We start from the raw sequence: 24,867 nt of genomic DNA on the forward strand, positions 1-24,867 counted from the left end.
AGGCGGTGTATCAGCCAATATATTCGGTGACTGACACTGCGCTTTCGCGAGCAAGCCCGCTCCCACATTTGATCGTGGTTGTCTGGGAAACAACTTACTTCGACAAAAAGCGCATCCCTTCCTCAAGCCCGCGCAACGTCAACGGAAACATCTGGTCCTCGATCAAATCCCGGACAATCCCGGTGGACGCCGTATAGCCCCAGGTATCTTTCGGGTACGGATTAATCCAGATCAGCTTCTTGTACTTCTCCATGAACCGCTGCATCCACACATACCCGGGCTCTTCATTCCAGTGCTCGACGCTGCCGCCGGCCTGGGTGATTTCATACGGCGCCATGGCCGCATCACCAATAAAGATCACCTTGTAGTCGGCGCCGTACTTGTGCAGCAAATCCTGGGTCGAGGTGCGTTCCGAGCCCCGGCGCATGTTGTTCTTCCACACCGATTCATAAATGAAGTTGTGGAAGTAGAAATACTCCAGGTGCTTGAACTCGGTCTTGCACGCCGAGAACAACTCTTCGCAAGTCTTCACATGGGCATCCATCGAGCCGCCGATGTCGAACAGCAGCAACAGCTTGATGGTGTTGCGCCGCTCCGGGCGCATCTGGATATTCAGCAGCCCGGCATCGCGGGCCGTATGGTCGATGGTGCCGTCAATGTCGAGCTCTTCCGCCGCACCCTGGCGTGCGAACTTGCGCAGGCGGCGCAGGGCGATCTTGATGTTGCGCGTGCCCAGTTCCACCGAATCATCGAGGTTCTTGTACTCGCGCTGGTCCCAGACCTTGACCGCCTTGCCCTGGCGCTTGCCGGCATCCCCCACGCGTATGCCTTCGGGGTTGAAGCCGCCGGAGCCGAACGGGCTGGTACCGCCGGTGCCGATCCACTTGTTGCCGCCGGCGTGGCGTTCTTTCTGTTCTTCCAGACGTTTCTTGAATTCTTCGATCAGCTTGTCCAGCCCGCCGAGGGACTGGATCTGTGCGCGTTCCTCGTCGGTCAGCGAGCGTTCGAATTCCTTGCGCAGCCAGTCTTCGGGGATCAGTGCCTGCAGGTGATCGTCGAGTTTTTCCAGGCCATTGAAGTAGGCGCCGAAGGCCCGGTCGAACTTGTCGAAATGCCGTTCGTCCTTCACCAGGATCGCCCGGGCCAGGTAGTAGAACTCGTCCATGTCGGCGAAGGTCACGCGCTGTTTCAGCGCGTTGATCAGGTCCAGCAGCTCACGCACCGACACCGGCACCTTGGCTGCACGCATTTCATTGAACAGGTTGAGCAGCATGGCAATCGCCCTTATCGGTTACCGCGACGGCTCATGAACGCCAGGCGTTCCAGCAACTGCACGTCCTGCTCGTTCTTCACCAGGGCACCGGCCAGGGGCGGGATGGCCTTGGTGGGGTCGCGCTCGCGCAGCACCGCTTCGCCGATGTTGTCGGCCATCAGCAGTTTCAGCCAGTCCACCAGTTCGGAGGTGGACGGTTTTTTCTTCAGGCCCGGTACTTTTCGCACGTCAAAGAATACGTCGAGGGCTTCGCTGACCAGGTCTTTCTTGATGTCCGGGTAGTGCACGTCGACGATCTTTTGCAGGGTGGTGCGGTCCGGGAAGGCGATGTAGTGGAAGAAGCAGCGGCGCAGGAACGCGTCCGGCAGCTCTTTTTCGTTGTTGGAGGTAATGATGATGATCGGGCGCTTCTTGGCCTTGATGGTCTCGTCGATTTCGTAGACGTAGAACTCCATCATGTCGAGATCTTGCAGCAGGTCGTTGGGGAACTCGATGTCGGCCTTGTCGATTTCGTCGATCAGCAGGATGACCCGCTCCTCGGACTCGAAGGCTTCCCAGAGCTTGCCCTTTTTCAGGTAGTTGCGTACGTCGTGCACCTTGTCCACGCCCAGTTGCGAGTCCCGCAGGCGGCTCACCGCGTCGTACTCGTACAGGCCCTGGTGCGCCTTGGTGGTGGACTTGATGTGCCAGGTGATCAGCTTGGCGCCAAAGGATTCGGCCAGTTGCTCGGCGAGCATGGTCTTGCCGGTGCCCGGTTCGCCCTTGACCAGCAGTGGCCGCTCCAATGTGATGGCGGCGTTGACGGCCAGTTTCAGGTCATCGGTGGCAACGTAGGCCTGGGTGCCTTCGAACTTCATCTATCAATCCTCGAACGTGACGCCGAACGGTGCAGGACCGAAGCGGGCGAGTAATCAGCTTGGCCCGACTATACCGCGCAGCCCCGGCGACTGTGAACGCAGACGGGCTATTCAGTCTCTGAATGGGCAGTCACGTTGAAGATCAATCTGTCGAGGGCTTGGGTTGTTCATAGCGGGCGTTGAAGGCCTGGACAAAACCATTGCGCAAAATCTGCAAAAACGCCTGGAACGCGCTGATATCTTGCTGGTGCACGTTGCCGCTGAGCTCCACGCGGGTGGCGAACTGGTTTTTCTGCTGGTTCTTCAGCACGGTTTCGCTGGCGCCAACCACCGCCTCCCAGATCGACCGAAAGATGCCCTTGTCCTTGTTCTCGACATCCTGCTGCCAGTTGAACACTTCGACATTGCGCAGCAAAGGCTTGATGTAGCCGGTCAACTGGCCTTTTTCGGCCTGGGCTTCAACCACCAGGTCGCCGTTGCCGGCATTGAAGTCGAACTTGCCGTAGGCCGAGGCGAAGTCATTCATGCGCTTGAGTTGGATATCCCGGGCCCGGAAGCGGAATTCGAAGTTTTCGAAATTGCTCAAGGGGTCGAACGTGGCGGTGGCTTCCAGCGGTGCCTGGCCCAGAAACAGCGCCTTGCCGTCGAAGCGCGCGTCGCGCTGGCCTTTGACATCCACCACGTTGGTCAGGTTGTAGAAGCTGGCGTTGACCTGGGTCGCGTACATATTGACCGGCGGTTTCGAACTGAAGTTATGGAACGCGATCTTGCCGTCGTCGATGCGCACCTCGTTGAGGGTGATCGGCAACAGTTTGCTCAGTTGGGCCCGCCAGTCGGTGCCCTGACCGGTCTGGGACGCCTGTTTGTTGGTGCCGCCGTCGACGAAGTTCAGCTCCGGCTTGATGAACTGTGCCTCGGCCACCACTGCGTGGTCGTACCACAGCGAATGCCAGCTCACTGACAGGTCGATCACCGGCGCCTTGACGAACGGTACCGGCACCTTGCCGTCGACCTTGACGATCTGCAAGCCGTTGATCCGATAGGCGCCGCGCCACAGTGCGAGGTCGACATCGGTGACCAGGCCGCGGTAATCGCCCATGTCGGCGAGTTTGTCATTCAGGTAATTGCGCACCAGATAGGGCAGGGCGATATCCAGGACGACCAGCAGTACCACGACCCCGACGAGGGTCCAGAGCGGCCAACTGTAGCGACGTTTCATAGGAAAATTCTCCATCCGTGTAGGCGATTGACTGCTGGCGCCGCCGGACGTTCGCTTGACTGGACGCCTTGCAGCACGAGGCATACCCTTGGGGCCTTCCTGAAATTGCCTTAAGGACCCGTCATGAGCCGCATTTTTGCAGACAACGCGCACTCCATCGGTAACACGCCCCTGGTTCAGATCAACCGTATCGCGCCGCGTGGCGTGACTATCCTGGCCAAGATCGAAGGGCGTAACCCGGGGTATTCGGTGAAGTGCCGGATTGGCGCAAACATGATCTGGGATGCCGAAGGCAGCGGCAAACTCAAGCCGGGCATGACCATTGTCGAGCCGACTTCCGGCAACACCGGGATCGGCCTGGCATTTGTTGCCGCCGCCCGTGGTTACAAGCTGTTGCTGACCATGCCCGCCTCCATGAGCATCGAGCGCCGCAAGGTGCTCAAGGCCCTCGGCGCCGAACTGGTGTTGACCGAGCCGGCCAAGGGCATGAAGGGCGCGATTGAAAAAGCCGGCGAAATCCTTGCCAGCGACCCGGCCAAGTACTTTATGCCGGCCCAGTTCGAAAACCCGGCCAACCCGGCGATCCACGAGAAAACCACCGGTCCGGAAATCTGGAATGACACTGATGGCGCGGTGGACGTGCTGGTAGCGGGCGTGGGCACTGGCGGCACCATCACCGGGGTGTCGCGCTATATCAAGAACATCCAGGGCAAGCCGATCCTGTCGGTGGCGGTGGAGCCGATCAGTTCGCCGGTGATTACCCAGGCACTGGCCGGTGAAGAGATCAAGCCCAGCCCCCACAAGATCCAGGGTATCGGCGCCGGTTTTGTGCCGAAGAACCTCGACCTGTCGATGGTCGACCGGGTCGAACTGGTCAGCGACGAAGAATCCAAGGCCATGGCGTTGCGCCTAATGCAGGAGGAGGGGATTCTGTGTGGTATCTCCTGCGGCGCGGCGATGGCCGTGGCGGTGCGACTGGCGCAGAAGCCGGAAATGCAGGGCAAGACCATCGTCGTGGTGCTGCCGGACTCCGGTGAACGCTACCTGTCGAGCATGCTGTTCGCCGATTTGTTCACCGATCAGGAAAACCAGGCTTGATTCAAATCAGCGCGATGGCGTGGCCCTTATGCATAATTGGCCCGTTATCGCGCACCGCTAGATGCTGATTGTTGGAGTGCGCGGGTTTTTCCCGAGGCCCGGAGTGTTTATCATGGCCGGCTGCTACGTCTGGTTTCCCCTTAACGGGAGGCTAATGGCCAGACGCCTATTTCCAGGAGTTGCTGCATGACCTTTTCTTTGGCCGCCAAACTGTCGGTGTTGCTGCTGTTTATCGGCAGCACGCTGTATGTGCATTTGCGTGGCAAGGCCCGTTTGCCGATGTTGCGTCAGTTCGTCAACCATTCAGCGCTGTTCGCCCCGTACAACGCCTTGATGTACATCTTCTCCGCCGTGCCGTCCAAGCCGTACCTGGACCGCAGCAAGTTCCCGGAGCTGGACGTGCTCAAGGACAACTGGGAAGTGATTCGCGAAGAGGCCATGCACCTGTTCGACGAGGGCTACATCCGCGCCGCGGAGAAGAACAACGACGCCGGTTTCGGCTCGTTCTTCAAGAAGGGCTGGAAGCGTTTCTACCTCAAGTGGTACGACAAACCGTTGCCGTCGGCTGAACTGCTGTGCCCGAAAACCGTGGCCCTGGTCAGCAGCATTCCCAACGTCAAGGGCGCGATGTTCGCCCTGTTGCCAGGTGGCAGCCACCTCAACCCGCACCGTGACCCGTTTGCCGGTTCCCTGCGTTATCACCTGGGGCTGTCCACGCCGAACTCCGACGACTGCCGTATTTTCGTCGACGGCCAGGTGTACGCCTGGCGCGACGGTGAAGATGTAATGTTCGACGAGACCTACGTGCACTGGGTGAAGAACGAAACCGAGCACACCCGGGTGATCCTGTTCTGCGACATCGAACGCCCGCTGAGCAACCGCCTGATGACCCGCATCAACCGTTGGGTCAGCGCGCAACTGGGGCGCGCCACCGCGCCGCAGAACCTGGATGACGAACGCGTTGGCGGGATCAACCAGGCGTATGCCTGGAGCAAGCGCTTCAGCGACAGCTTCAGTGGCGTGGTCAAGCAGTGGAAGCGCAAGCATCCGAAGGCTTATCGCATCCTGCGGCCAGTGCTGGCGGTGGTGGTGCTGACGGCGCTGGGGTATTGGTTGTTTGGTTAAGGCTTTTGCTGGCACGAAAAAACCGCTCCGATGAGCGGTTTTTTTATGCGCTGGATTTGTGCGGGCGAAGTTATTGCAAAGCATGTCCCCAGCTGGTTATAGTCGGCCGCAGGTGTTTCCAGACACCTTGTTCATCCCTTCATAAAAGATCAGCACATGCCAGCTTCCCTGCGCATAGCGGTAGTCGATTCAGCGGTCAACGCTGCGGTCGTGCCGTGCGGGAGCCAGCAGCCTGCGCAGATCAGTCACTACCCCCCACCTGTCAGTAGCACGCCGGTGTACGCAGTCGTATCACCGCCGGGTGTTGGTATTTCGGGCTGATCAGCTGATGGCTGTTCCCCTGTGCCCGCCTGAAAAAACCTACTGAATTTCAGCTGTTGCTGAGTTGGCTTTTTGCCTGATCACAGGTGGTATCCATGTCTGTTCTTTCGAAACAATCCGTGGCCGCGGCGGCCTCGACGAGCCTGTTTGTCTTGCTGTGGAGCAGCGGGGCGATTTTCTCCAAATGGGGCCTGGCCCACGCTTCACCCTTTACGTTTCTGCTGATCCGTTTCGCCATCGCCCTGGCGGGGTTGGTGATACTGGTACCGATCCTCAAGCTGAAGTTGCCGCGTCCCGGCAAGCCGATGCTTTACGCGGCGGCTACCGGGCTGGTGCTGTTGGGGGCCTACCAGATTTTCTATCTGCTGGCCCTGGACCTCAAAGTCACGCCCGGCATGATGGCAACCATCATGGGCGTGCAGCCGATCCTGACCGTGGTGTTGATGGAGCGTCGGCGCTCCTGGAGCCGGATGTTCGGCCTCGCGCTGGGATTGGCGGGGTTGATCATGGTGGTGTATCAGGGCATCGGGATGTCCGGCATGTCCCTGGCAGGCATGCTTTTTGGCCTGTTGGCCCTGGCCAGCATGACCTTTGGTTCGATCATGCAGAAGCGCATCACCGATAACCCGTTGGGCACGCTGCCTGTGCAATACCTGGCCGGCTTGCTGTTGTGCTCGGTGTTTGTGCCGTTCCAGCCGTTCCACTTTGAACACAACACCGGCTTTTTCGTGCCGGTGCTGTGGATGGGGCTGGTGGTGTCATTGCTGGCGACGCTGTTGCTGTACCGGCTGATTGCCCGGGGCAACCTGGTGAATGTCACCAGCTTGTTCTATCTGGTGCCCGCGGTGACGGCGGTGATGGATTACCTGATCTTCGGCAACAAGCTGGCAATGTTGAGCTTGCTGGGGATGGGCTTGATCATCGTCGGATTGGCTTTTGTGTTCCGTAAGGGCTGATAAACCCAATGCTGTAGGAGCCAAAAAGCTCCTACAGCTTGCTGGCCAATTTCCCCGGCCGAAGCACCAGCCACAACGCCCCCGCAATCAACAACCCGCCATACAGATGCGCCATGGACAACGGCTCATCCAGCAGCAACGCGCCCCACAACACCCCGAATGGCGGAATCATGAAGGTCACGGTCATCGACTTCACCGGGCCGATGGACGTCAGCAAGCGGAAGTACAGGATGTAGGCAAACGCCGTGCATACCAGCCCCAACCCCAGCAGCGACAACCAAACAGGCCAGCCACCCCAGCTGACCGGTGGATGGCTGATGGCACTCCAGGCAAACAGTGGAAACAGGAACAGCGTGGCCCCGAGCATGCTGCCCAGGGCCGCCAGGCGACTGTCCAGCCCGCCCTGTTGATCGAGCCAGCGGCGTGCCAAAAAGCCGGCAAAGCCATAGCAGGTGGTCGCCAACAGGCATGCCAGCGCACCCATCAGCAATTCCATGTCGAAGGCCACCGGCCCGGCGCGGGTCAGGATGCCAACGCCGAACAGGCCCAGGCATACCCCGGCGATTTTCGACGGCGTGAGGCGCTCACTGAAAAACAACCCGCCAATCAGCACGCCCATCAGTGGCGTCGTGGCATTGAAGATCGCCGAGTAACCGGCCGGCAGCACTTGGGCCGCCACTGAATACATGGTCGCGGGAATGCCCGAGTTGATCACCCCGAGCAACAGGACCGTCTTGAACTTGCCCTGGAAATCCCAACTCACCCGCATCATGGCGAGGATCACCAGCAGGCCGGTGGCGGCAATCGACACCCGGAAAAACGCGGTAGGAAGGGTGCCGATTTCCGGCGCGATAATTCGCATGAACAAAAAACTCGCGCCCCAGATAGCGGCCAGCACCAACAGGTGCAGGGTGTCGACAGGTCTCACGGAGGAACTCCAGTTTGATAAGGGCGGAAGTGTTGCCCACCGACCTGTCTGACACAATCGCTAATACATGTTTTACAGCACGAAACGCGTCACCAAGCCATTGAGGTCCACCGCCAGCCGCGACAGTTCCTGGCTGGCCGCCGAGGTCTGGGTGGCACCGGCGGCGGTTTGCGTCGACAGGTCCCGGATGTTCACCAGGCTGCGGTCCACCTCACGGGCCACCAACGCTTGCTGTTCGGCGGCGCTGGCGATCACCAGGTTGCGCTGGCTGATCTGCGAGATTGCCGCCGTGATTTTCTCCAGTGCACTGCCGGCGCTGTTGGCTCGCTGCAAGGTCTGGCCGGCGTGTTCGGCGCTGCTGTTCAGGGCGCCGACGGTGTCCTGGGTACCTTGCTGGATACCGTTGATCATCTGCTCGATTTCTTCGGTGGAGTCCTGGGTGCGTTGTGCCAGGGAGCGCACTTCGTCAGCCACCACGGCAAAACCACGACCGGCCTCGCCCGCGCGGGCCGCCTCAATCGCTGCGTTGAGTGCCAGCAGGTTGGTTTGCCCGGCAATCCCGCGAATCACTTCAAGCACCTTGCTGATGTCCTGGGCCTGCGCCGCCAGGCCCTCGGCCTTGGTCGAGGCACCGAGGACTTCGTCCACCAGGTTCTGGATCGAGCTGATGGTTTCGCTGATCTGGTAGTGACCGTGCTTGCTGTCTTCGTCGGAGGCCTTGGAGGCTTCGGCGCTGGACACCGCATTGCCCGCCACTTCATCGACTGCCGCGCTCATCTGCGTCACGGCGGTGGCAGCCTGTTCGATCTCGTCGTTCTGCGCTTGCAGGCCGCGGGTGCTCTGCTCCATTACCGAACTCATCTCTTCCGCCGCCGAGGCCAACTGCTGCGACGATTCGCTGATGCCACGGATGGTTTCCTGCAGGTTGGCCTGCATGGTGGCCAGCGCGGTGAGCAGTTGCGCCGGCTCATCCTTGCCCTCCACGACGATCGGCCGGCTCAGATCGCCGGAGGCGATGGTGCGGGCCACTGTCAGTGCCTGGCCAATGGGCGCGGTGATGCTGCGGGTCAGCAGCCAGGCCAGCAGTAAAGTTGCCATCAGGGCGGTGACGATGATGGTGCCGACCACCCATTGGGCGCTGGTGTACATCTGCGCCGCCGACGTTGCGGCGTCTTCCACACCTTTTTGGTTGAAGGTGATCATGTCTTCCAGGCTTTTATTGAGGACCATGCCTTGGGGTGCGAGGCGGCTGTTGAGCAGGTCCATGGCGTTTTGCTGCTGGTCCTGGTCGACCAGTTGAATCATCTGGCCGACGATCGTCATATAGCTCGCAACGTTGGCTTTCAACTGTTTGAGCAGGTCGCGTTCCTGCTCGTTGCTCAGCAGGGTTTCGTGACGGTTCAGCAGTTCTTCAAGGTCGCCACGCTGGCGGGTGATCAGGTTTTTGCTGTTGTCACGCACCCGGGACTCATCGGTGGTGAGCAAGCGCAACGCTTCCAGACGGATGCTGGCGACGTAGGCGGCGCTGTCGTGAATGTTTTCAATACTCGGCATCCACGCCTCTTCGATGATCAGTGCGCTTTCCCGCAGCTTGGCCATCTGGCCTAAACCAAACAGGCCGACCACGATCAACAGGCTGGCCAAAACCCCAAAACTCAGACTGGCGCGCAGGCCGATCCCCATATTCCTCAATGACATCTCAATGCTCCTTTGGCGGTTAGAACCTGTTCCCGGATCGGTCTTCTGACCTTGTTAGGTGGGAGAGGGCGCGCTATATAGCAAAGTGCCACTAGCTAGGGTAGTCAGGGTTTCCCTTACGTTGGATCCAATGGTCGAGAAGCCACCAGTACCGAAGCAGTAGAGCAAAGACTCTTATTTACCCCGGCTCGCACAGGCAGGCCACGTCACACAAGGCCTGTAGATGAAACGTTTGATGCAGGGAGGGTGACGCGCGGGTTTTTTGTTGACCGGTTAGTCGAATTAAATAAAGAGTAAATAAATGTACGAAATGAACAATCTTGTACAAGTCTGAATGAAAAATGATCCTTCTCCTGTTCCCGCACACTGGCTAAGCTCAGCTCACTCCAAATGCCCGCAGAGGTTTCCCGAATGCCGCAGCCAACGCCCGCCCTCGACATTGCGCAGATGATCCTCGACGGCTTCGACGACTACCGCGAGCACTTCCGCCAGATCACCGACGGCGCCCGGGAGCGCTTTGAAAAGGCGCAGTGGCAGCAAGGGCAGGCGGCATCGGCTGCGCGCATCAATCTTTACGAAGAGAAGGTCAGCGAAGTCACGGCGCGGCTGCGGGCGGCTTTCGATGAAGCCGTGTTGCTCGACATTGCCGACTGGCCGCTGGTGAAAAGTGCCTACATCAGCCTGATCGACCTGCGGTTTGACGATGAGCTGTCCGAGACCTGGTACAACTCGACGTTTTGCGGGCTGTTCAGCCATGACCTGATCAGCGACGGCTGCATGTTCATCCATACCACCCGGCCGAGCCTGCGCCGCGCCCGGGCGGCGCAGACCCGAACCTACAAGCCGGGCGGCAAGCTGGCAGGCATGCTGGAACAGATTTTCGCCGACTACAGTTTCAGCGAACCCTACGCCGACTTGCCCGCCGACCTGCGCCGCCTGGAGGCGCAATTGCGCGAAAACCTGCCGGACTGGGTGTGCAAGGACCCGGACCTCAACGTCGAACTGTTTTCCTCGGTGCTGTACCGCAACAAAGGCGCGTACCTCGTCGGACGCATCTACACCCGCGACGAACAGTGGCCGCTGGTGATCCCGCTGCTGCATCGGGAAGGGCGCGGCATCCAGATCGACGCGCTGATCACCGACGAGGCCGATGTGTCGATCATCTTCTCGTTCACCCGCTCCTATTTCATGGTGGACGTGCCGGTGCCGGCGGAGTTTATCGGCTTCCTCAAGCGCATCCTGCCGGGCAAGCACATCGCCGAGTTGTACACCTCCATCGGCTTCTACAAACACGGCAAATCCGAATTCTACCGGGCGCTGATCAACCACCTTGCCACCACCGATGACCAGTTCATCATGGCGCCGGGCGTGCGCGGCATGGTCATGAGCGTGTTTACCCTGCCGGGCTTCAACACCGTGTTCAAGATCATCAAGGACCGGTTTTCACCGTCGAAAAACGTCAACCGCGCCACCGTGATCGAGAAGTATCGGTTGGTGAAAAGTGTCGACCGGGTAGGGCGCATGGCCGACACCCAGGAGTTCGCCGACTTCCGTTTTCCGTTGAGCAAATTCGAGCCTGAATGCCTGGCCGAACTGCTGGAAGTCGCCGCCGGTACCGTCGAAGTCGAAGGCGATACGGTACTGATCCGCCACTGCTGGACCGAGCGGCGCATGACCCCGCTCAACCTCTACCTGGAAAACGCCAACGAAGCCCAGGTGCGCGAAGCCCTGGAAGACTACGGCCTGGCGATCAAGCAACTGGCGGCGGCGAATATTTTCCCGGGCGACATGCTGCTGAAGAATTTTGGCGTCACCCGCCACGGTCGCGTGGTGTTCTACGACTATGACGAAATCTGTTTCCTGACCGAGGCCAACTTCCGCCACATCCCCGCGCCGCGTACCCCGGAAGATGAAATGGCCTCCGAGCCCTGGTATTCCATCGGTCCGCTGGACGTGTTCCCCGAGGAGTTCCCGCCATTCCTGTTTGCTGATTCCGGCCAGCGCCGCCTGTTCGACGAACTGCACGGCGAGTTGTACAACGCCGACTACTGGAAAGGCCTGCAAGAGGCGATTCGCGCCGGCAAGGTAATCGATGTGTTTCCTTACCGGCGCAAGGGCCTGGACAATGAATGAGGGGAGCGCGCGGCGGCGCTTTTCTGCGACAATCCGCCCCCTGCCTACATAGACGACCTTTGCGTACCTGATGACTGACCAAGCGCCCGCTATCGACCAACTGCTGAAAAACCTCGATCACGCCATGCTCGCCGACCGCCACCGCTTGCGGCGGCAGCTGCTTGAGCTGCGCAAGAAACCCGATGAGGAAAAACTTGCGCAGTGGGTGACGCGGATGCAGGCCTCCTGCGCCCAGGTGACGGCGCGGCGCGCCAGCCTGCCGGTGATTCGCTATGACGACAGCCTGCCGATCGCCGCCAAGCGTGACGAGATCAAGGAAGCGTTGCTCAAGCATCAGGTGCTGATCATTGCCGGTGAGACCGGTTCGGGTAAAACCACCCAGTTGCCGAAAATCTGCCTGGAAATCGGCCGCGGCCAATACGGCCTGATCGGCCACACCCAGCCGCGGCGGATTGCGGCGCGCAGCGTGGCGAGCCGGGTCGCGGAAGAGTTGGCGACGCCGCTGGGTTCCCTGGTGGGTTATCAGGTGCGGTTTGAAGACCAGAGTGATTCCAACACCCTGATCAAGCTGATGACCGACGGCATCCTGCTGGCCGAAACCCAGAACGACCGCTACCTCGAACGCTACGACACGATCATCGTCGACGAAGCCCACGAACGCAGCCTGAACATCGACTTCCTGCTGGGTTATCTGAAAACCCTGCTGCCGCGTCGCCCGGACCTCAAGGTCATCATCACCTCGGCCACCATCGACCTGGAGCGCTTTTCCAAGCACTTCGACGATGCGCCGATTGTCGAGGTGTCGGGCCGCACCTTCCCGGTGGAAACCTGGTACCGCCCGCTGACCCTGGAGCAGGACGAGGAGGGCAACCGCGTCGAGGACGACCTGACCGTCGACCAGGCGATTCTCGCCACCCTCGATGAGATCGCCGCCTTCGAGCGCAGCGAGCGCAAGAGCCCCGGCGATGTGCTGGTGTTCCTGCCCGGCGAGCGCGAGATTCGCGACGCTGCCGACATGCTGCGCAAGGCCCAGCTCAAGCACACTGAAATCCTGCCGCTGTATGCGCGCCTGTCACCGGCGGAGCAGCAGCGGATTTTCCAGTCGCACCCAGGCCGGCGTGTGGTGCTGGCGACCAACGTCGCGGAAACCTCGCTGACCGTGCCAGGCATTCGTTATGTGATCGACAGTGGCACCGCGCGCATCAGCCGCTACAGCTACCGGGCCAAGGTGCAGCGACTGCCGATCGAGGCGATTTCCCAGGCCAGTGCCAACCAGCGTAAAGGCCGGTGCGGGCGGGTCGAACCCGGTATCTGCGTGCGCTTGTACAGCGAAGAGGATTTTATCGGGCGCCCGGAATTTACCGACCCCGAGATTCTTCGCACAAACCTCGCGGCCGTAATCCTGCAGATGCTGCACCTGCGCCTGGGCGAGATCACCGATTTCCCGTTTATCGAGCCGCCGGACGGCAAGGCCATCAGCGACGGTTTCAACCTGCTGCAAGAGTTGTCCGCCGTTGACCGCAACAGCCAGCTGACACCGATGGGCCGCCAGTTGGCGCGTCTGCCGGTGGACCCACGCATGGGCCGCATGTTGCTGGAGGCGGCCAAGCTTGGCAGCCTGCAGGAAGTGCTGATCGTCGCCAGCGCCATGTCGATCCAGGACCCGCGCGAGCGTCCGCCGGAGCGCCAGCAAGCCGCCGACCAGGCTCACGCACAATGGAAGGACGCGGATTCGGACTTCGCCGGGTTGGTGAACCTGTGGCGTGGTTTTGAAGAGCAGCGCCAGGAATTGACCGCCAGCCCGCTGCGCAATTGGTGCCGCAAGAATTTCCTGAACTACCTGCGCCTGCGGGAATGGCGTGACTCCCACCGCCAGTTGAGCCTGATCTGTCGCGACATGCAGTTGACCGTCAATAAAGAACCGGCGGACTTCCCCAAACTGCACAAGGCGGTGCTGTCCGGCCTGCTCAGCCAGATTGGCCAGAAGACCGAAGAGGGCGATTACCTCGGCGCGCGTCAGCGGCGTTTCTGGATTCACCCGTCGTCGGGTATTGGCAAGAAGCGTCCGCAATGGCTGATGACCGCCGAGCTGGTGGAAACCACCAAGCTGTACGCGCGGATGGTGGCCAAGATCGACGCCGACTGGATCGAGCCGTTGGCCGGGCACCTGATCAAGAAAAACCACTTCGAACCTCATTGGGAAAAGAAGCGCGGCCAGGTGGTGGCGTTTGAGCAGATCACCCTGTTCGGGTTGATCATCGTCGGGCGCCGGCCGGTGCATTACGGGCCGATTGATCCGGTGACGTCTCGCGAGCTGTTTATCCGCGAAGGCCTGGTGCGCGGCGAGATCCAGTCCCGGGCCCGCTGCCTGACGGCCAACCAGCAATTGCTGGAGCAGCTCGACGAACTGGAAGCCAAGGCCCGCCGGCGCGATATCCTGGCGGACGAGGAAACGCTGTACGCCTTCTACGATGCGCGCCTGCCCGCCGAGATCCACCAGACTGCGACCTTCGACAGTTGGTACAAGGTCAACAGCCAGAAAGACCCGCAACTGTTGATCATGCGCGAAGAAGACGTGCTGGCCCGCGAGGCCAGCGAAGTCACCGCTGCCCATTACCCCGACACCTTGCACCTGGGCGACCTGGCGCTGGCCTTGAGTTATCACTTCGAACCCAACCATCCACGGGACGGTGTGACCCTGCGCGTACCGGCGCCGTTGTTGCCGGCCTTGCCGCCCGAGCGCCTGGAATGGCTGGTGCCGGGTGTGATCGAGGCCAAGTGCATTGCCCTGGTGCGCAACCTGCCCAAGGCCCTGCGCAAGAACTTCGTGCCGGTGCCGGATTTCGTCAAGGCGGCGTTGCAACGTATCGAGTTCGGCCAAGGCTCGTTGCCTCAGGCCTTGGGGCGCGAGTTGCTGCGCATGACCGGGGCACGGGTCAGCGATGAAGCCTGGGCCGAGGCTGCGCAGCAGGTGGAGAGCCACCTGAAGATGAACCTGGAAGTGGTCGACGGCCAGGGCAAGTTCCTCGGTGAAGGCCGCGACCTGGCCGAGTTGACCGCGCGTTTCGCCGAGGCCAGCCAAGCTGCGTTGGCGGTGCCGCAGACTGCGAAGAGCCAGCAGCCGGTGGAGGCCAAGGTGTTTGCGGCGGTGGCCGAGAAAACCCAGCAAAACATCGCCGGGCTTTCGATGACGGTGTATCCGGCCTTGGTCGAAGAAAACGGCACGGTCAAGGAAGGGCGTTTCTCTACCGCTGCCGAGGCTGAGTTCCAGCACCGTCGAGCCTTGCAGCGCCTGCTGCTGCAACAACTGGCCGAGCCGGCAAAGTTCCTGCGGGGCAAATTGCCGGGCCTGACCGAGTTGGGGTTGATGTACCGCGAGCTGGGGCGTATCGAAGCCCTGGTGGAAGACATTCTGTTGGCCAGCCTCGACAGTTGCGTGCTGGAAGGCGAAGCCAGCCTGCCGCGGGACGGCGCCGGCCTGGCCGCCCTGGCCGAGCGCAAGCGTGGCAGTTGGACCGAGCACGCCGAGCGCCAGGCGCGCCTGACCCTCGAAATTTTGAAACTGTGGCATGGCCTGCAAAAACGCTTCAAGGGCAAGATTGACCTGGCCCAGGCGGTGGCGCTGAATGATATCAAGCAGCAACTGAGCAATCTGGTGTATCCCGGTTTCGTACGGGAAACCCCGGCGCAATGGTTCAAGGAACTGCCGCGCTTCCTCAAGGCCATCGAGCTGCGCCTGGAGAAATTGCCAAGCCAGGTGCAGAAGGACCGGGTCTGGAGTACCGAGTTGGGCGGTTTGTGGAGCCAGTATCAGAACCGCCTGAACAAACACGCCCAGGAAGGCAAGCGCGACCCTCAGCTGGAGCTGTATCGCTGGTGGCTGGAGGAATACCGGGTTTCGCTGTTTGCCCAGCAGTTGGGCACCAAGGTACCGATTTCCGACAAGCGCCTGAGCAAGCAATGGAGCCTGGTCGAAGCGTGACCGACGTGCGGCAAGCAACTGTGGCGAGCGAGCTTGCTCGCTCGCCACAGGGAAGGTGTTTGCGCGGGATAGGCGCCAAGTGTCCGATGTTGTGGCAAACTTCGCGGTTATAAATGCCGGGATCGTCGAGTTGGGCTGGTGCAGCCGTGGCGCGATGGAATAAAGCGTTTCCAGTTTGAAGGCCGCTGGGCGGCATAAAACTACTTACGGTTTGGTACGACGGTACCAATACCCTTCTGCCTGAACAGATTTAGAGGAACGACCGTGCATAACGTCGTCATCAGCGGCACAGGCCTGTACACCCCGGCCAACAGCATCTCCAACGAAGAGCTGGTGCAGTCTTTCAATGCTTACGTGCAACAGTTCAACCTGGATAACGCCGCCGCCATTGAACGCGGTGACGTGGAGGCCCTGACCGAATCCAGCGCCGCCTTTATCGAGAAGGCCTCGGGCATCAAGAGCCGCTTTGTCATGGACAAGGCCGGCATTCTCGACCCGCAACGCATGGCGCCACGCCTGCCCGAGCGCTCCAACGACGAATGGTCGATCCTCTGCCAGATGGCCGTCAGTGCTGCCGAGCAAGCGTTGCAGCGCGCCGGCAAGACCGCCGCCGATATCGACGGTGTGATCGTCGCCTGTTCCAACCTGCAGCGGGCGTACCCGGCGATTGCCATCGAAGTCCAGGAAGCGCTGGGTATCCAGGGTTTTGGCTTTGACATGAACGTGGCGTGTTCCTCGGCGACCTTCGGTATCCAGAACGCCGCCAACAGCATCCAGCTGGGCCAGGCGCGGGCGATCCTGATGGTCAACCCGGAGATCTGCACCGGCCACCTGAACTTCCGCGACCGCGACAGCCATTTCATCTTTGGCGATGCGGCCACCGCCGTGATCCTGGAGCGGGCCGACCTGGCCACTTCCGAGCATCAGTTCGACGTGGTGAGCACGAAGTTGCTGACCAAGTTCTCCAACAACATCCGCAATAACTTCGGCTTCCTCAACCGCGCGGCGGAAGAGGGGATTGGTGCCCCGGACAAGCTGTTCGTGCAGGAAGGCCGCAAGGTCTTCCGTGATGTCTGCCCGATGGTCGCCGAGTTGATCGGCAAGCACCTGTCGGAAAACCAGCTGAATGTTGGCGATGTGAAGCGTTTCTGGCTGCACCAGGCCAACCTCAGCATGAATCACCTGATCGTGAAGAAACTGCTGGGCCGCGAGGCTTCTGTGGAAGAGGCGCCGGTGATCCTCGATACTTACGCCAACACCAGTTCGGCGGGTTCGGTGATTGCGTTCCACACCTACCAGGACGACTTGCCCAAGGGCGCTGTGGCTGTGCTTAGCTCGTTTGGCGCAGGGTATTCGATTGGTAGCGTGATCCTGCGCAAACGCTGATCATGTTTTGAAATCGAGGTCTTGAATGGCAGCAGCGGACGACGCGCACCTGCTTGAACGATTGCTCAAGGGTGAGCAGCGGGCCTACAAGGAGTTGGTCACCACCTACCAGAGCGCGATGCGTGCCGTGGCCTATGCCATCGTTGGCCAGCGCCATGCCGATGAGGTGGTGCAGGACGCCTGGCTCTCGGTGGTGCGTAACCTGGCGAAGTTCGAGGGGCGTTCCAGCCTCAAGACCTGGCTGCTGACCATTACTGCCAACTCGGCAAAGGGCCGCTACAAGCAGAACCGCCGGGAAGTACTGCTCGATGACTTGCCGGCGCCCCATGGCACCATCGGTGATGATCGCTTTGTGCCCGACGATGGCCATTGGGCCGTCGCGCCGTTTGCCTGGCATCAGGACACTCCCGAAGCGCTGCTTACCGAAGACGAACTGCGTAATTGCCTGGAGCACACGCTGGCCAGTCTTTCCGAACTGCAAAGCAGCGTACTGCTGCTGCGTGAGCGCCAGGGGCTGGAGTTGGAGGAGATTTGTAATCTTCTGACGCTATCGCTCTCCAATGTTCGTGTGCTGTTGCATCGAGCACGGCTTAAAGTCTTCGCCACGGTGGAGCATTTTGAGGAAACCGGCGAATGTTGACCTGTAAGGAACAAGTGGCACGTTCCAGTGACTATCTCGATGGGCAACTGACCTTTCGCGAGCGCCTGCTGGTGCGCCATCACCTGATGTTCTGCCCCAACTGCCGGCGCTTTATCCGGCAGATGCGCTTGATGCAGGCGACGCTGAAGATCCTGCCCGAGCCGCCTATCGCCGATGTTGATGCGTTGGCCGAACGCCTGGCCGCCGAGCGCTCCCGCGACCAATAATATCCATCACTTTTCACACTTAAACGAAGCCCGCATCGATAAAAGATGCGGGCTTTTTTTTGCTCAAAAAACAACCAAAATGAAAAATATTTCATTTTTCTCGGGTGTTTTTACATTTTGTATCATCTGACATTTTCACCAGTTTCCGGGGCTGGAGCCTTGATTTCCGTAGGCTCTGGCTTATTTCGAATGGCTATTAAAAAGTTCCCGAGTAACAAAATCTTTATGTTCCGGCAACCCAGCTGAAATATCCCCTCGCCAAGATCGCCCCCCAACACCAGCGGCTCTAAACCGCGTGTTTTACCAATGCACAAGACCATCAATTAGGGGAATTCTTCGATGATCCGCAAGCACTTCGCCGGTTTCGCGGCCAGCGCCTTGGCCCTGGCTGTTACCGCCCAGGCTTTCGCCGGTACTGTCACTACTGACGGTGCCGATATCGTTGTCAAAACCAAGGGCGGCCTTGAGGTTGCAACCACCGACCAGAATTTCAGCTTCAAGCTGGGTGGTCGTTTGCAGGCCGATTACGGCACGTTTGATGGCTTTTACACCAAGAATGGCAACTCGGCGGACGCCACGTATTTCCGACGCGCCTACCTCGAATTGGGCGGCACGGTGTACAAGGACTGGAAATACCAGATCAACTACGACTTTTCCCACAACTCCGGCAATGCCGATGATGGCTACTTCGACGAAGCGTCCTTCTCGTACGTAGGCTTCAAGCCAGTGGTGATCCGCGCGGGTCGTTTCGACCAGGACTTCGGCCTGGAAAAAGCCACCAGTTCCAAGTGGGTGACCGCCATCGAGCGTAACCTCGGTTATGAAGTCGCCGACTGGATCAACTCCCACGAGAACGGCATGGGCCTGCAGGTCAGCGCCGTGGTGGCTGACATGGCCTACCTGTCCTCCAGCGTGTCGTCCAAGGACATCAACGACAAGGACGGCAAAGGCGTGAAGCAGTTCAACGGCCGTGCCGTGTTTGCGCCGATGCACGACAGCGGCAACGTTTTGCACCTGGGTGTGGACGTGGCGGTGCGTGACCTGAAGGACACCTCGTTCGACTCGCGGATCCGTCCTCGCCTGGACGCTCGTGGCGTTGCCACCAACGGCGGTAACGATGCCGGGGCCAACGGCAACCGTGCGACCTTCGGCGGCGGTGTAGGGCTGGACTCCGGCAACCTGACCGCGAACGACGCCTACGACACCGACACGGTGTTCGGCGGCGAATTTGCCTTCGCCCGCGGTCCGCTGTCCCTGCAGGCCGAATACCTGAACCGCAAGATGAAGGCCGACAGCAGCGCTTATCAGGATGTGAAGGCCACGGGTTTCTACGGCCAGGTGGCATACACGCTGACCGGCGAGTCCCGGGTCTACAAACTCGACGGCGCCAAGTTCGACACCATCAAGCCGCAGAACAAGCAGTTCGGTGCGTGGGAAGTGTTCTACCGCTACGACAACATCAGCGTTGACGACAAAAACGTGGTGCGTAACAGCGCGACCCGTGAAGTGGGTGACGCCAAGGCAAGCCTGAACACCATCGGTGTCAACTGGTACGCCAACGAAGCGGTGAAGGTGTCTGCCAACTACCTCAAGGTCAGCACTGACAAGATCCAGAACGCCAATGGCGACGACAGCGGCGACGCCATCGTGGCCCGCGTGCAATACGTGTTCTAGGCACCTGTAATACCGCTCCAAAGCGCTCTTTCTTCATCCGTCAAAGCGCTCCTCATTTGGTTTGCCCCGCCGTTTGGCGGGGCTTTTTTTTGCGCCGTGTCCTGTAGGCGCGAGCTTGCTCGCGAAGAACCCGAGATCACCGCGTTCTGTCAGAATGGTCGCGTTGTCGTTAACGATCATCGCGAGCACGCTCGCTCCTACACAAAGCCGTGACCGTCGGGGAATGGGATGCCGTTACAACGTTTGAATAACCTGTCCGAGATTGCGCCCGATGAATGGAACGCGTTGGTCCCCGTCGATCAGCCGTTTCTGCGCCATGCGTTCCTCAGTGCCCTGGAAGACAGCGCCAGCATCGGCGCGCACTCCGGCTGGCAGCCCGAGCATTTGCTGCACTATGAAGGTGGACGGCTGATTGCCGCGTTGCCCAGCTATCGCAAATGGCATTCCTATGGCGAGTACGTGTTCGACCACGGTTGGGCCGATGCCTGCGAGCGGGCGGGCATCGACTACTACCCGAAATTGCTGACGGCCGTGCCCTTCAGCCCGGTCAGCGGCCCGCGCCTGTTGGCCGCCAGCGCCGAGGACGGTTTCGAATTGCTTAAAAGCCTGCCCGGTTACCTGGAAATCGAAGGCCTTTCCAGCGCCCATATCAACTTTACCGACGCCCTGGCAGACACCGCACTGGCCCGGCAGCCGGGTTGGCTGCAACGCCTGGGCTGCCAGTTTCATTGGCAAAACCGCGGCTACCGAGACTTCCAGGACTTTCTCGACGCGCTGAGTTCGCGCAAGCGCAAACAGATGCGCAAGGAGCGCGAGCAAGTGGCGGGGCAGGGCATCGATTTCGAGTGGCTGCAAGGTCATGAGTTGAGCGAGGCGCAGTGGGATTTTGTCTACGCCTGTTACGCCAATACCTACGCCATACGCCGACAATCGCCGTACCTGACCCGGGCGTTTTTCAGTCTGCTGGCCGAGCGCCTGCCCGAGGCGATTCGCGTGGTGCTGGCCAAGCAAGGCTCACGGCCGGTGGCCATGGCCTTCAGCCTGATCGGCGGCAACAGTTTTTATGGGCGTTACTGGGGCTGCCTGGCCGAGTTCGACCGGCTGCATTTCGAGACTTGCTTCTACCAAGGCATGGATTACGCGATTGCCCATGGCCTGCAGCGTTTCGACGCCGGCGCCCAGGGCGAGCACAAGTTGATTCGCGGGTTTGAGCCGGTGATCACGCACTCCTGGCATTACCTGCGACACCCGGGATTGAAGACCGCCGTGGCGGATTTCCTGGAGCGCGAAAGCGTGGGGATCCTGGCATATGCCGAGGAGGCGAGGGCAGCCCTGCCTTATCGGCAGGGCTGAACCACTGATCGGTTGACAGGTGCCGAGGGCGGGAGCACTTCGCTATAGTGTATGTACAAAAGTAAATACAGTATGCACCATGCGTTTTGAGTGGGATGAATCCAAAAAACCAAATAAACATCCGCAAGCACGGCATAGACTTCAACGACGTATCGGATATTTTTCAACATCCAATATTGTCACAACGTGATCCTCGAACGGATTATGACGAAGAACGCTGGGTCAGCATTGGCTGGATAAAATTACTGGTAGGTGTAGTTGTATACACCGAGAGGCGGGGTGACGTAATTCGCATTATTTCCGCCCGAAAAGCAACCAAACAGGAGGCCAAATACTATGTCGAAAGCATCGAAAACTGACTGGGAGCGCCTGGCTAAGATGGACGATCGGGAGATCGATACCAGCGACATCCCCGAATTGGGAGAAGACTTCTTCCGTCGTGCCGAATTGCGTGTGCCGGTCAAGCAGGCAGTTACTATCCGTCTGGATGCTGACGTTCTTGAGTGGTTCAAGGGGCAAGGGACTGGCTATCAGACGCGCATCAATCAGTTGCTGCGCCAGTATATGCAGGCACATCAAGGCTGATAGAGCACTGGCGAGGGCAGCCCTGCCTTATCGGCAGGGCTGAACCTGTCTGGCTCAGGCGGTTTTTTCCGTGCCGAGCCATCGATAGGTAATGCCGCCGACCACTGCACCGAGGATCGGCGCCAGCCAGAACATCCACAACTGCTGGAGCGCCCAACCGCCGACAATCAGCGCCGGGCCGGTACTGCGGGCCGGGTTGACCGAGGTGTTGGTGACCGGGATCGAGATCAGGTGGATCAGCGTCAGCGCCAGGCCAATGGCAATGGGCGCGAAGCCCGTCGGCACACGACGGTCGGTGGCGCCGAGGATGATCAGCACGAACATGGCCGTCATCACCAACTCGCACACAAACCCCGCTGCCATCGAATAACCACCAGGTGAGTGCTCGCCGTAGCCGTTGCTGGCCAGGCCCGAAGCCAGTTCGAACCCCGGCTTGCCGCTGGCTATGAAGTACAACAATGCAGCGGCAACGACGCCGCCGATTACCTGGGACACGATGTACGCCGGTAACTCCCTGGCCGGAAATCTTCCGCCCACTACCAGCCCCACCGACACTGCAGGGTTCAGGTGACAACCGCTGATGTGCCCGATGGCAAATGCCATGGTCAGCACCGTGAGCCCGAACGCCAGGGCCACACCGAGCACACCGATCCCGACCGGGGACGATGCGGCCAGTACCGCACTGCCGCAGCCACCCAACACCAGCCAAAACGTACCCAGTCCTTCCGTAACGGAACGTTTGAACAGTGACATGAACACATCCTTAATAGATTGCTCTATCTGATTAACGGGTCTGTGATGCATCCCTGCTGCCTTAAATCAGGGCCCTCCTGGGGCCTGATTGGAGTACAGCAGGATTGTGTCGCAAGACCAGCGGGATAGAGAAAACTGTCAGAATTGTTCGGAATTGAGGTCGCAGTTAACCAACGGAATCAGTCTATTCCGACGAAGCCACCGGTCTGGTGTTGCCACAATCGCGCATACAAACCGCCGTGTGCGAGCAATTCGGCATGGCTGCCGGTCTCGGCGATCTGGCCTTTTTCCAGCACCACCAGCCTGTCCATTCTGGCAATGGTGGAAAGCCGGTGGGCGATGGCGATCACTGTCTTGCCCTGCATCAGGGTTTCCAGGCTTTCCTGGATCGCCGCTTCGACTTCCGAATCCAGCGCGGAGGTGGCTTCGTCCATGATCAGGATCGGCGCGTCCTTGAGCAGTACCCGGGCGATGGCGATGCGCTGGCGTTGCCCGCCGGAGAGTTTCACCCCGCGTTCACCGACGTGGGCGTCAAGGCCGGTGCGGCCCTCGGCGTCCGACAGCAATGGGATGAACTCGTCGGCGCGGGCCTTGTGCACGGCGGCCCAAAGCTCTTCGTCGGTGGCGTCCGGCTTGCCATACAGCAAGTTGTCGCGGATCGAGCGGTGCAGCAGCGAGGTGTCCTGGGTGATCATGCCGATCTGTTCGCGCAAGGTTTCCTGGGCGACGTCGGCGATGTTCTGGCCGTCGATCAGGATACGGCCGCCTTGCAGGTCGTACAGGCGCAACAGCAGGTTGACCAGGGTGGATTTGCCCGCGCCGGACGGACCGATCAGGCCGATCTTTTCACCCGGTTTAATCGCCAGGTTCAAGCCGCTGATGATCCCGCTCTTCTTGCCGTAGTGGAAATCCACCTGATCGAACCGCACCTCGCCATGGGGCACTTCCAGGCGCGGGGCATTTTCCCGGTCGGTCACTGCCAGCGGCTGGGCGATGGTTTTCAGGCCGTCCTGGACCATGCCGATGTTTTCGAAAATGCCGTTGACCACCCACATGATCCAGCCGGACATGTTGACGATACGAATCACCAGGCCGGTGGCCAGGGCGATGGCGCCCACCGAAATCAGGGATTGGGTCCACAGCCACAGGGCAAGGCCGGTGGTGGTGACAATCAGCAGGCCGTTCATGGTGGTAATCACGATGTCCATGCTGGTCACGACGCGGCTGGCCAGCTGGGTTTTCTCGGTCTGCTCGACGATCGCTTCCCTGGCGTAGTTCTGCTCGAAATTGGTATGAGCGAACAGCTTCAAGGTGGTGATGTTGGTGTAGCCGTCGACGATCCGCCCCATCAGTTTTGAGCGTGCCTCGGAGGAGATGACCGAGCGCTCCTTGACCCGTGGCACGAAGTACCGCAGGGCCAGGCTGTAGGCGACGATCCAGGTGATCAGCGGAATCATCAGGCGCCAGTCGGCTTCGGCGAACAGCACCAGGGCGCTGATGGCGTAGATCGCCACGTGCCAGATCGCGTCCACGGCGGCCACTGCGGAGTCGCGCAGGGAGTTGCCGGTTTGCATGATGCGCTGGGCAATGCGCCCGGCGAAATCGTTCTGGAAGAAGTTCAGGCTCTGTTTGAGCACATAGCTGTGGTTTTGCCAGCGGATCAGGCTGGTCATGCCGGGGCTGATGGTCTGGTGCACCAGCAGGTCATGCAGGGCGCCGAAGATCGGGCGCAACAGCAGGGCGACCACGGCCATCCAGATCAGCTCGGTGGCGTGGATCTGGAAGAAGTTGGCGGGCGGCGTGCCCTGGGCCAGGTCGATGATGCGGCTCAGGTAGCTGAACAGCGCCACTTCGATCAGCGCGCCGATCAGGCCCACCACCAGCAAGGCGGCAAAGCTTGGCCATACCTGGCGCAGGTAATAGACGTAGAAGGGTAGGACTTTGTCTGGAGGGGCCGCGCTGGGAGGTTCGCGGAAGATGTCGATCAGTTGTTCAAAACGACGATAGAGCATTAGGTCTGACGCCCGCGCGGCGGGCTCTCCTGTTCAAATGCGCGCGACGCCTTGCGGGCCCCGCGCGAAACTCCCTGTAGCCTTCAGTCGATGCGCTTGGCCGACTTGATCAGGACAGGATCGATTGGCACGTTCTGCATGCCCTGTTTGGTGGTGGTCTGCGAGTTGACGATGATGTCGACCACGTCCATGCCCTTGACCACTTTGGCGAACACCGCGTAACCGGCATCACGGCCCGGGTCGAGGAAGGCATTGTCCGCAACGTTGATGAAGAATTGGCTGGTGGCGGAGTTCGGGTCGTTGGTACGCGCCATCGACAGGGTGCCGCGCACGTTATGCAGGCCGTTGCTGGCTTCGTTCTTGATCGGTGCTTCGGTCGGCTTTTGCGACATTTGCTGGGTAAAACCACCGCCCTGCACCATGAAGCCCGGGATTACCCGGTGAAAAATGGTGTTGGTGTAGAAGCCCTTGTCGACATAGGCCAGGAAGTTCTTGGTACTGATCGGGGCCTTGACCGGGTCCAGTTCGATCTCGATGTCGCCATTGGTGGTGGTGATCAAGACGTGGGGTGCCTTGGCGGGTTCGGCCGCCATCAGGTTGGCAGCGAACAGTACGGAACCGGCAAAGAAGGCGATTTTTTTCAGCAT

General features: G+C 60.1%; 20 protein-coding genes and 1 pseudogene. 12 read left to right on the top strand and 9 right to left on the bottom strand.

The annotated features are described in order from the left end of the window. Positions 1-94: 94 nt before the first annotated feature. From ACIOMR_RS02675 to ACIOMR_RS02685, 3 genes are all read right to left on the bottom strand, one after another. On the bottom strand, positions 95-1,273 hold the full coding sequence (locus tag ACIOMR_RS02675) for a VWA domain-containing protein (protein ID WP_003210689.1): 1,179 nt from the start codon (positions 1,271-1,273) through the stop codon (positions 95-97). Between the two features lie 11 nt (positions 1,274-1,284). Then, on the bottom strand, positions 1,285-2,130 hold the full coding sequence (locus ACIOMR_RS02680; RefSeq protein ID WP_401192048.1) for an AAA family ATPase: 846 nt from the start codon (positions 2,128-2,130) through the stop codon (positions 1,285-1,287). 142 nt (positions 2,131-2,272) lie between these two features. Continuing rightward, on the bottom strand, positions 2,273-3,349 hold the full coding sequence (locus ACIOMR_RS02685) for a DUF748 domain-containing protein (RefSeq protein ID WP_401192051.1): 1,077 nt from the start codon (positions 3,347-3,349) through the stop codon (positions 2,273-2,275). A 123-nt stretch (positions 3,350-3,472) separates the two neighbouring features. Between ACIOMR_RS02685 and cysK the strand changes: the two genes are divergently transcribed. The 3 genes from cysK to ACIOMR_RS02700 all read left to right on the top strand — a co-directional run bounded on the left by cysK (position 3,473) and on the right by ACIOMR_RS02700 (position 6,849). Then, positions 3,473-4,447, top strand: coding sequence for a cysteine synthase A (cysK, locus tag ACIOMR_RS02690; protein WP_177019671.1), 975 nt, complete (start codon positions 3,473-3,475; stop codon positions 4,445-4,447). Between the two features lie 186 nt (positions 4,448-4,633). Next, positions 4,634-5,572: an aspartyl/asparaginyl beta-hydroxylase domain-containing protein gene (locus ACIOMR_RS02695; protein WP_003210693.1), complete on the top strand. Its 939-nt coding sequence runs from the start codon at positions 4,634-4,636 to the stop codon at positions 5,570-5,572. A 416-nt stretch (positions 5,573-5,988) separates the two neighbouring features. Next, positions 5,989-6,849: a DMT family transporter gene (locus ACIOMR_RS02700; protein ID WP_401192055.1), complete on the top strand. Its 861-nt coding sequence runs from the start codon at positions 5,989-5,991 to the stop codon at positions 6,847-6,849. Between the two features lie 31 nt (positions 6,850-6,880). Here the strand turns inward: ACIOMR_RS02700 and ACIOMR_RS02705 are convergent, their stop codons facing one another. Together ACIOMR_RS02705 and ACIOMR_RS02710 are read right to left on the bottom strand one after the other, a co-directional pair. Further along, on the bottom strand, positions 6,881-7,777 hold the full coding sequence (locus ACIOMR_RS02705; RefSeq protein WP_177040341.1) for a DMT family transporter: 897 nt from the start codon (positions 7,775-7,777) through the stop codon (positions 6,881-6,883). Positions 7,778-7,849: 72 nt separating this feature from the next. Beyond that, entirely contained in the window at positions 7,850-9,475 is a 1,626-nt protein-coding gene (locus ACIOMR_RS02710; RefSeq protein ID WP_177040342.1) for a methyl-accepting chemotaxis protein, read from the bottom strand. Between the two features lie 411 nt (positions 9,476-9,886). On the opposite strand from ACIOMR_RS02710, the gene aceK reads away from it, so the two are divergent. From aceK to ACIOMR_RS02740, 6 genes are all read left to right on the top strand, one after another. Beyond that, on the top strand, positions 9,887-11,608 hold the full coding sequence (gene aceK, locus ACIOMR_RS02715) for a bifunctional isocitrate dehydrogenase kinase/phosphatase (protein WP_102368332.1): 1,722 nt from the start codon (positions 9,887-9,889) through the stop codon (positions 11,606-11,608). A 70-nt stretch (positions 11,609-11,678) separates the two neighbouring features. Next, a complete protein-coding gene (gene hrpA / locus ACIOMR_RS02720) occupies positions 11,679-15,590 on the top strand; it encodes an ATP-dependent RNA helicase HrpA (RefSeq protein ID WP_008437986.1) in 3,912 nt (1,303 codons plus the stop codon). A 264-nt stretch (positions 15,591-15,854) separates the two neighbouring features. Next, positions 15,855-16,976, top strand: coding sequence for a beta-ketoacyl-ACP synthase III (locus ACIOMR_RS02725; RefSeq protein WP_003210699.1), 1,122 nt, complete (start codon positions 15,855-15,857; stop codon positions 16,974-16,976). A gap of 25 nt (positions 16,977-17,001) precedes the next feature. Further along, positions 17,002-17,616 (top strand): RNA polymerase sigma factor, encoded by a 615-nt coding sequence (locus ACIOMR_RS02730; RefSeq protein WP_008437987.1) that lies wholly within the window; start codon positions 17,002-17,004, stop codon positions 17,614-17,616. Next, positions 17,610-17,843 carry an anti-sigma factor gene (locus ACIOMR_RS02735; RefSeq protein WP_003210701.1) on the top strand — a complete coding sequence of 78 codons (234 nt, stop codon included), beginning with the start codon at positions 17,610-17,612 and terminating at the stop codon, positions 17,841-17,843. Before ACIOMR_RS02730 ends, ACIOMR_RS02735 begins: the two co-directional genes overlap by 7 nt. A 339-nt stretch (positions 17,844-18,182) precedes the next feature. After that, positions 18,183-19,517, top strand: coding sequence for an OprO/OprP family phosphate-selective porin (locus ACIOMR_RS02740; RefSeq protein ID WP_003210703.1), 1,335 nt, complete (start codon positions 18,183-18,185; stop codon positions 19,515-19,517). A 33-nt stretch (positions 19,518-19,550) separates the two neighbouring features. Here ACIOMR_RS02740 and ACIOMR_RS02745 read toward each other — a convergent pair whose 3' ends face one another. Next, positions 19,551-19,706, bottom strand: a complete 156-nt coding sequence (locus tag ACIOMR_RS02745; RefSeq protein ID WP_157222855.1) for a hypothetical protein — start codon at positions 19,704-19,706, stop codon at positions 19,551-19,553. A 39-nt stretch (positions 19,707-19,745) separates the two neighbouring features. Between ACIOMR_RS02745 and ACIOMR_RS02750 the strand changes: the two genes are divergently transcribed. The 3 genes and pseudogenes from ACIOMR_RS02750 to ACIOMR_RS02760 all read left to right on the top strand — a co-directional run bounded on the left by ACIOMR_RS02750 (position 19,746) and on the right by ACIOMR_RS02760 (position 21,455). Beyond that, positions 19,746-20,870, top strand: a complete 1,125-nt coding sequence (locus tag ACIOMR_RS02750; RefSeq protein WP_401192063.1) for a GNAT family N-acetyltransferase — start codon at positions 19,746-19,748, stop codon at positions 20,868-20,870. Positions 20,871-20,949: 79 nt separating this feature from the next. Next, positions 20,950-21,229: pseudogene (locus ACIOMR_RS02755) on the top strand (BrnT family toxin). Further along, complete coding sequence (locus tag ACIOMR_RS02760; RefSeq protein WP_003210705.1) at positions 21,207-21,455, top strand: BrnA antitoxin family protein; 249 nt, start codon at positions 21,207-21,209, stop codon at positions 21,453-21,455. Before ACIOMR_RS02755 ends, ACIOMR_RS02760 begins: the two are co-directional and overlap by 23 nt. A 54-nt stretch (positions 21,456-21,509) precedes the next feature. On the opposite strand, the gene aqpZ is transcribed toward ACIOMR_RS02760, so the two are convergent. The 3 genes from aqpZ to ACIOMR_RS02775 form a co-directional block, all read right to left on the bottom strand. Beyond that, positions 21,510-22,208: an aquaporin Z gene (aqpZ, locus tag ACIOMR_RS02765; RefSeq protein ID WP_087692558.1), complete on the bottom strand. Its 699-nt coding sequence runs from the start codon at positions 22,206-22,208 to the stop codon at positions 21,510-21,512. A gap of 179 nt (positions 22,209-22,387) precedes the next feature. Then, positions 22,388-24,220, bottom strand: coding sequence for an ABC transporter ATP-binding protein (locus ACIOMR_RS02770; RefSeq protein ID WP_003210707.1), 1,833 nt, complete (start codon positions 24,218-24,220; stop codon positions 22,388-22,390). 83 nt (positions 24,221-24,303) lie between these two features. Further along, entirely contained in the window at positions 24,304-24,867 is a 564-nt protein-coding gene (locus ACIOMR_RS02775) for a peptidylprolyl isomerase A (protein WP_003210708.1), read from the bottom strand.

The organism is Pseudomonas sp. NPDC087814, assembly GCF_044742865.1.
Taxonomy (GTDB): Bacteria; Pseudomonadota; Gammaproteobacteria; order Pseudomonadales; family Pseudomonadaceae; genus Aquipseudomonas.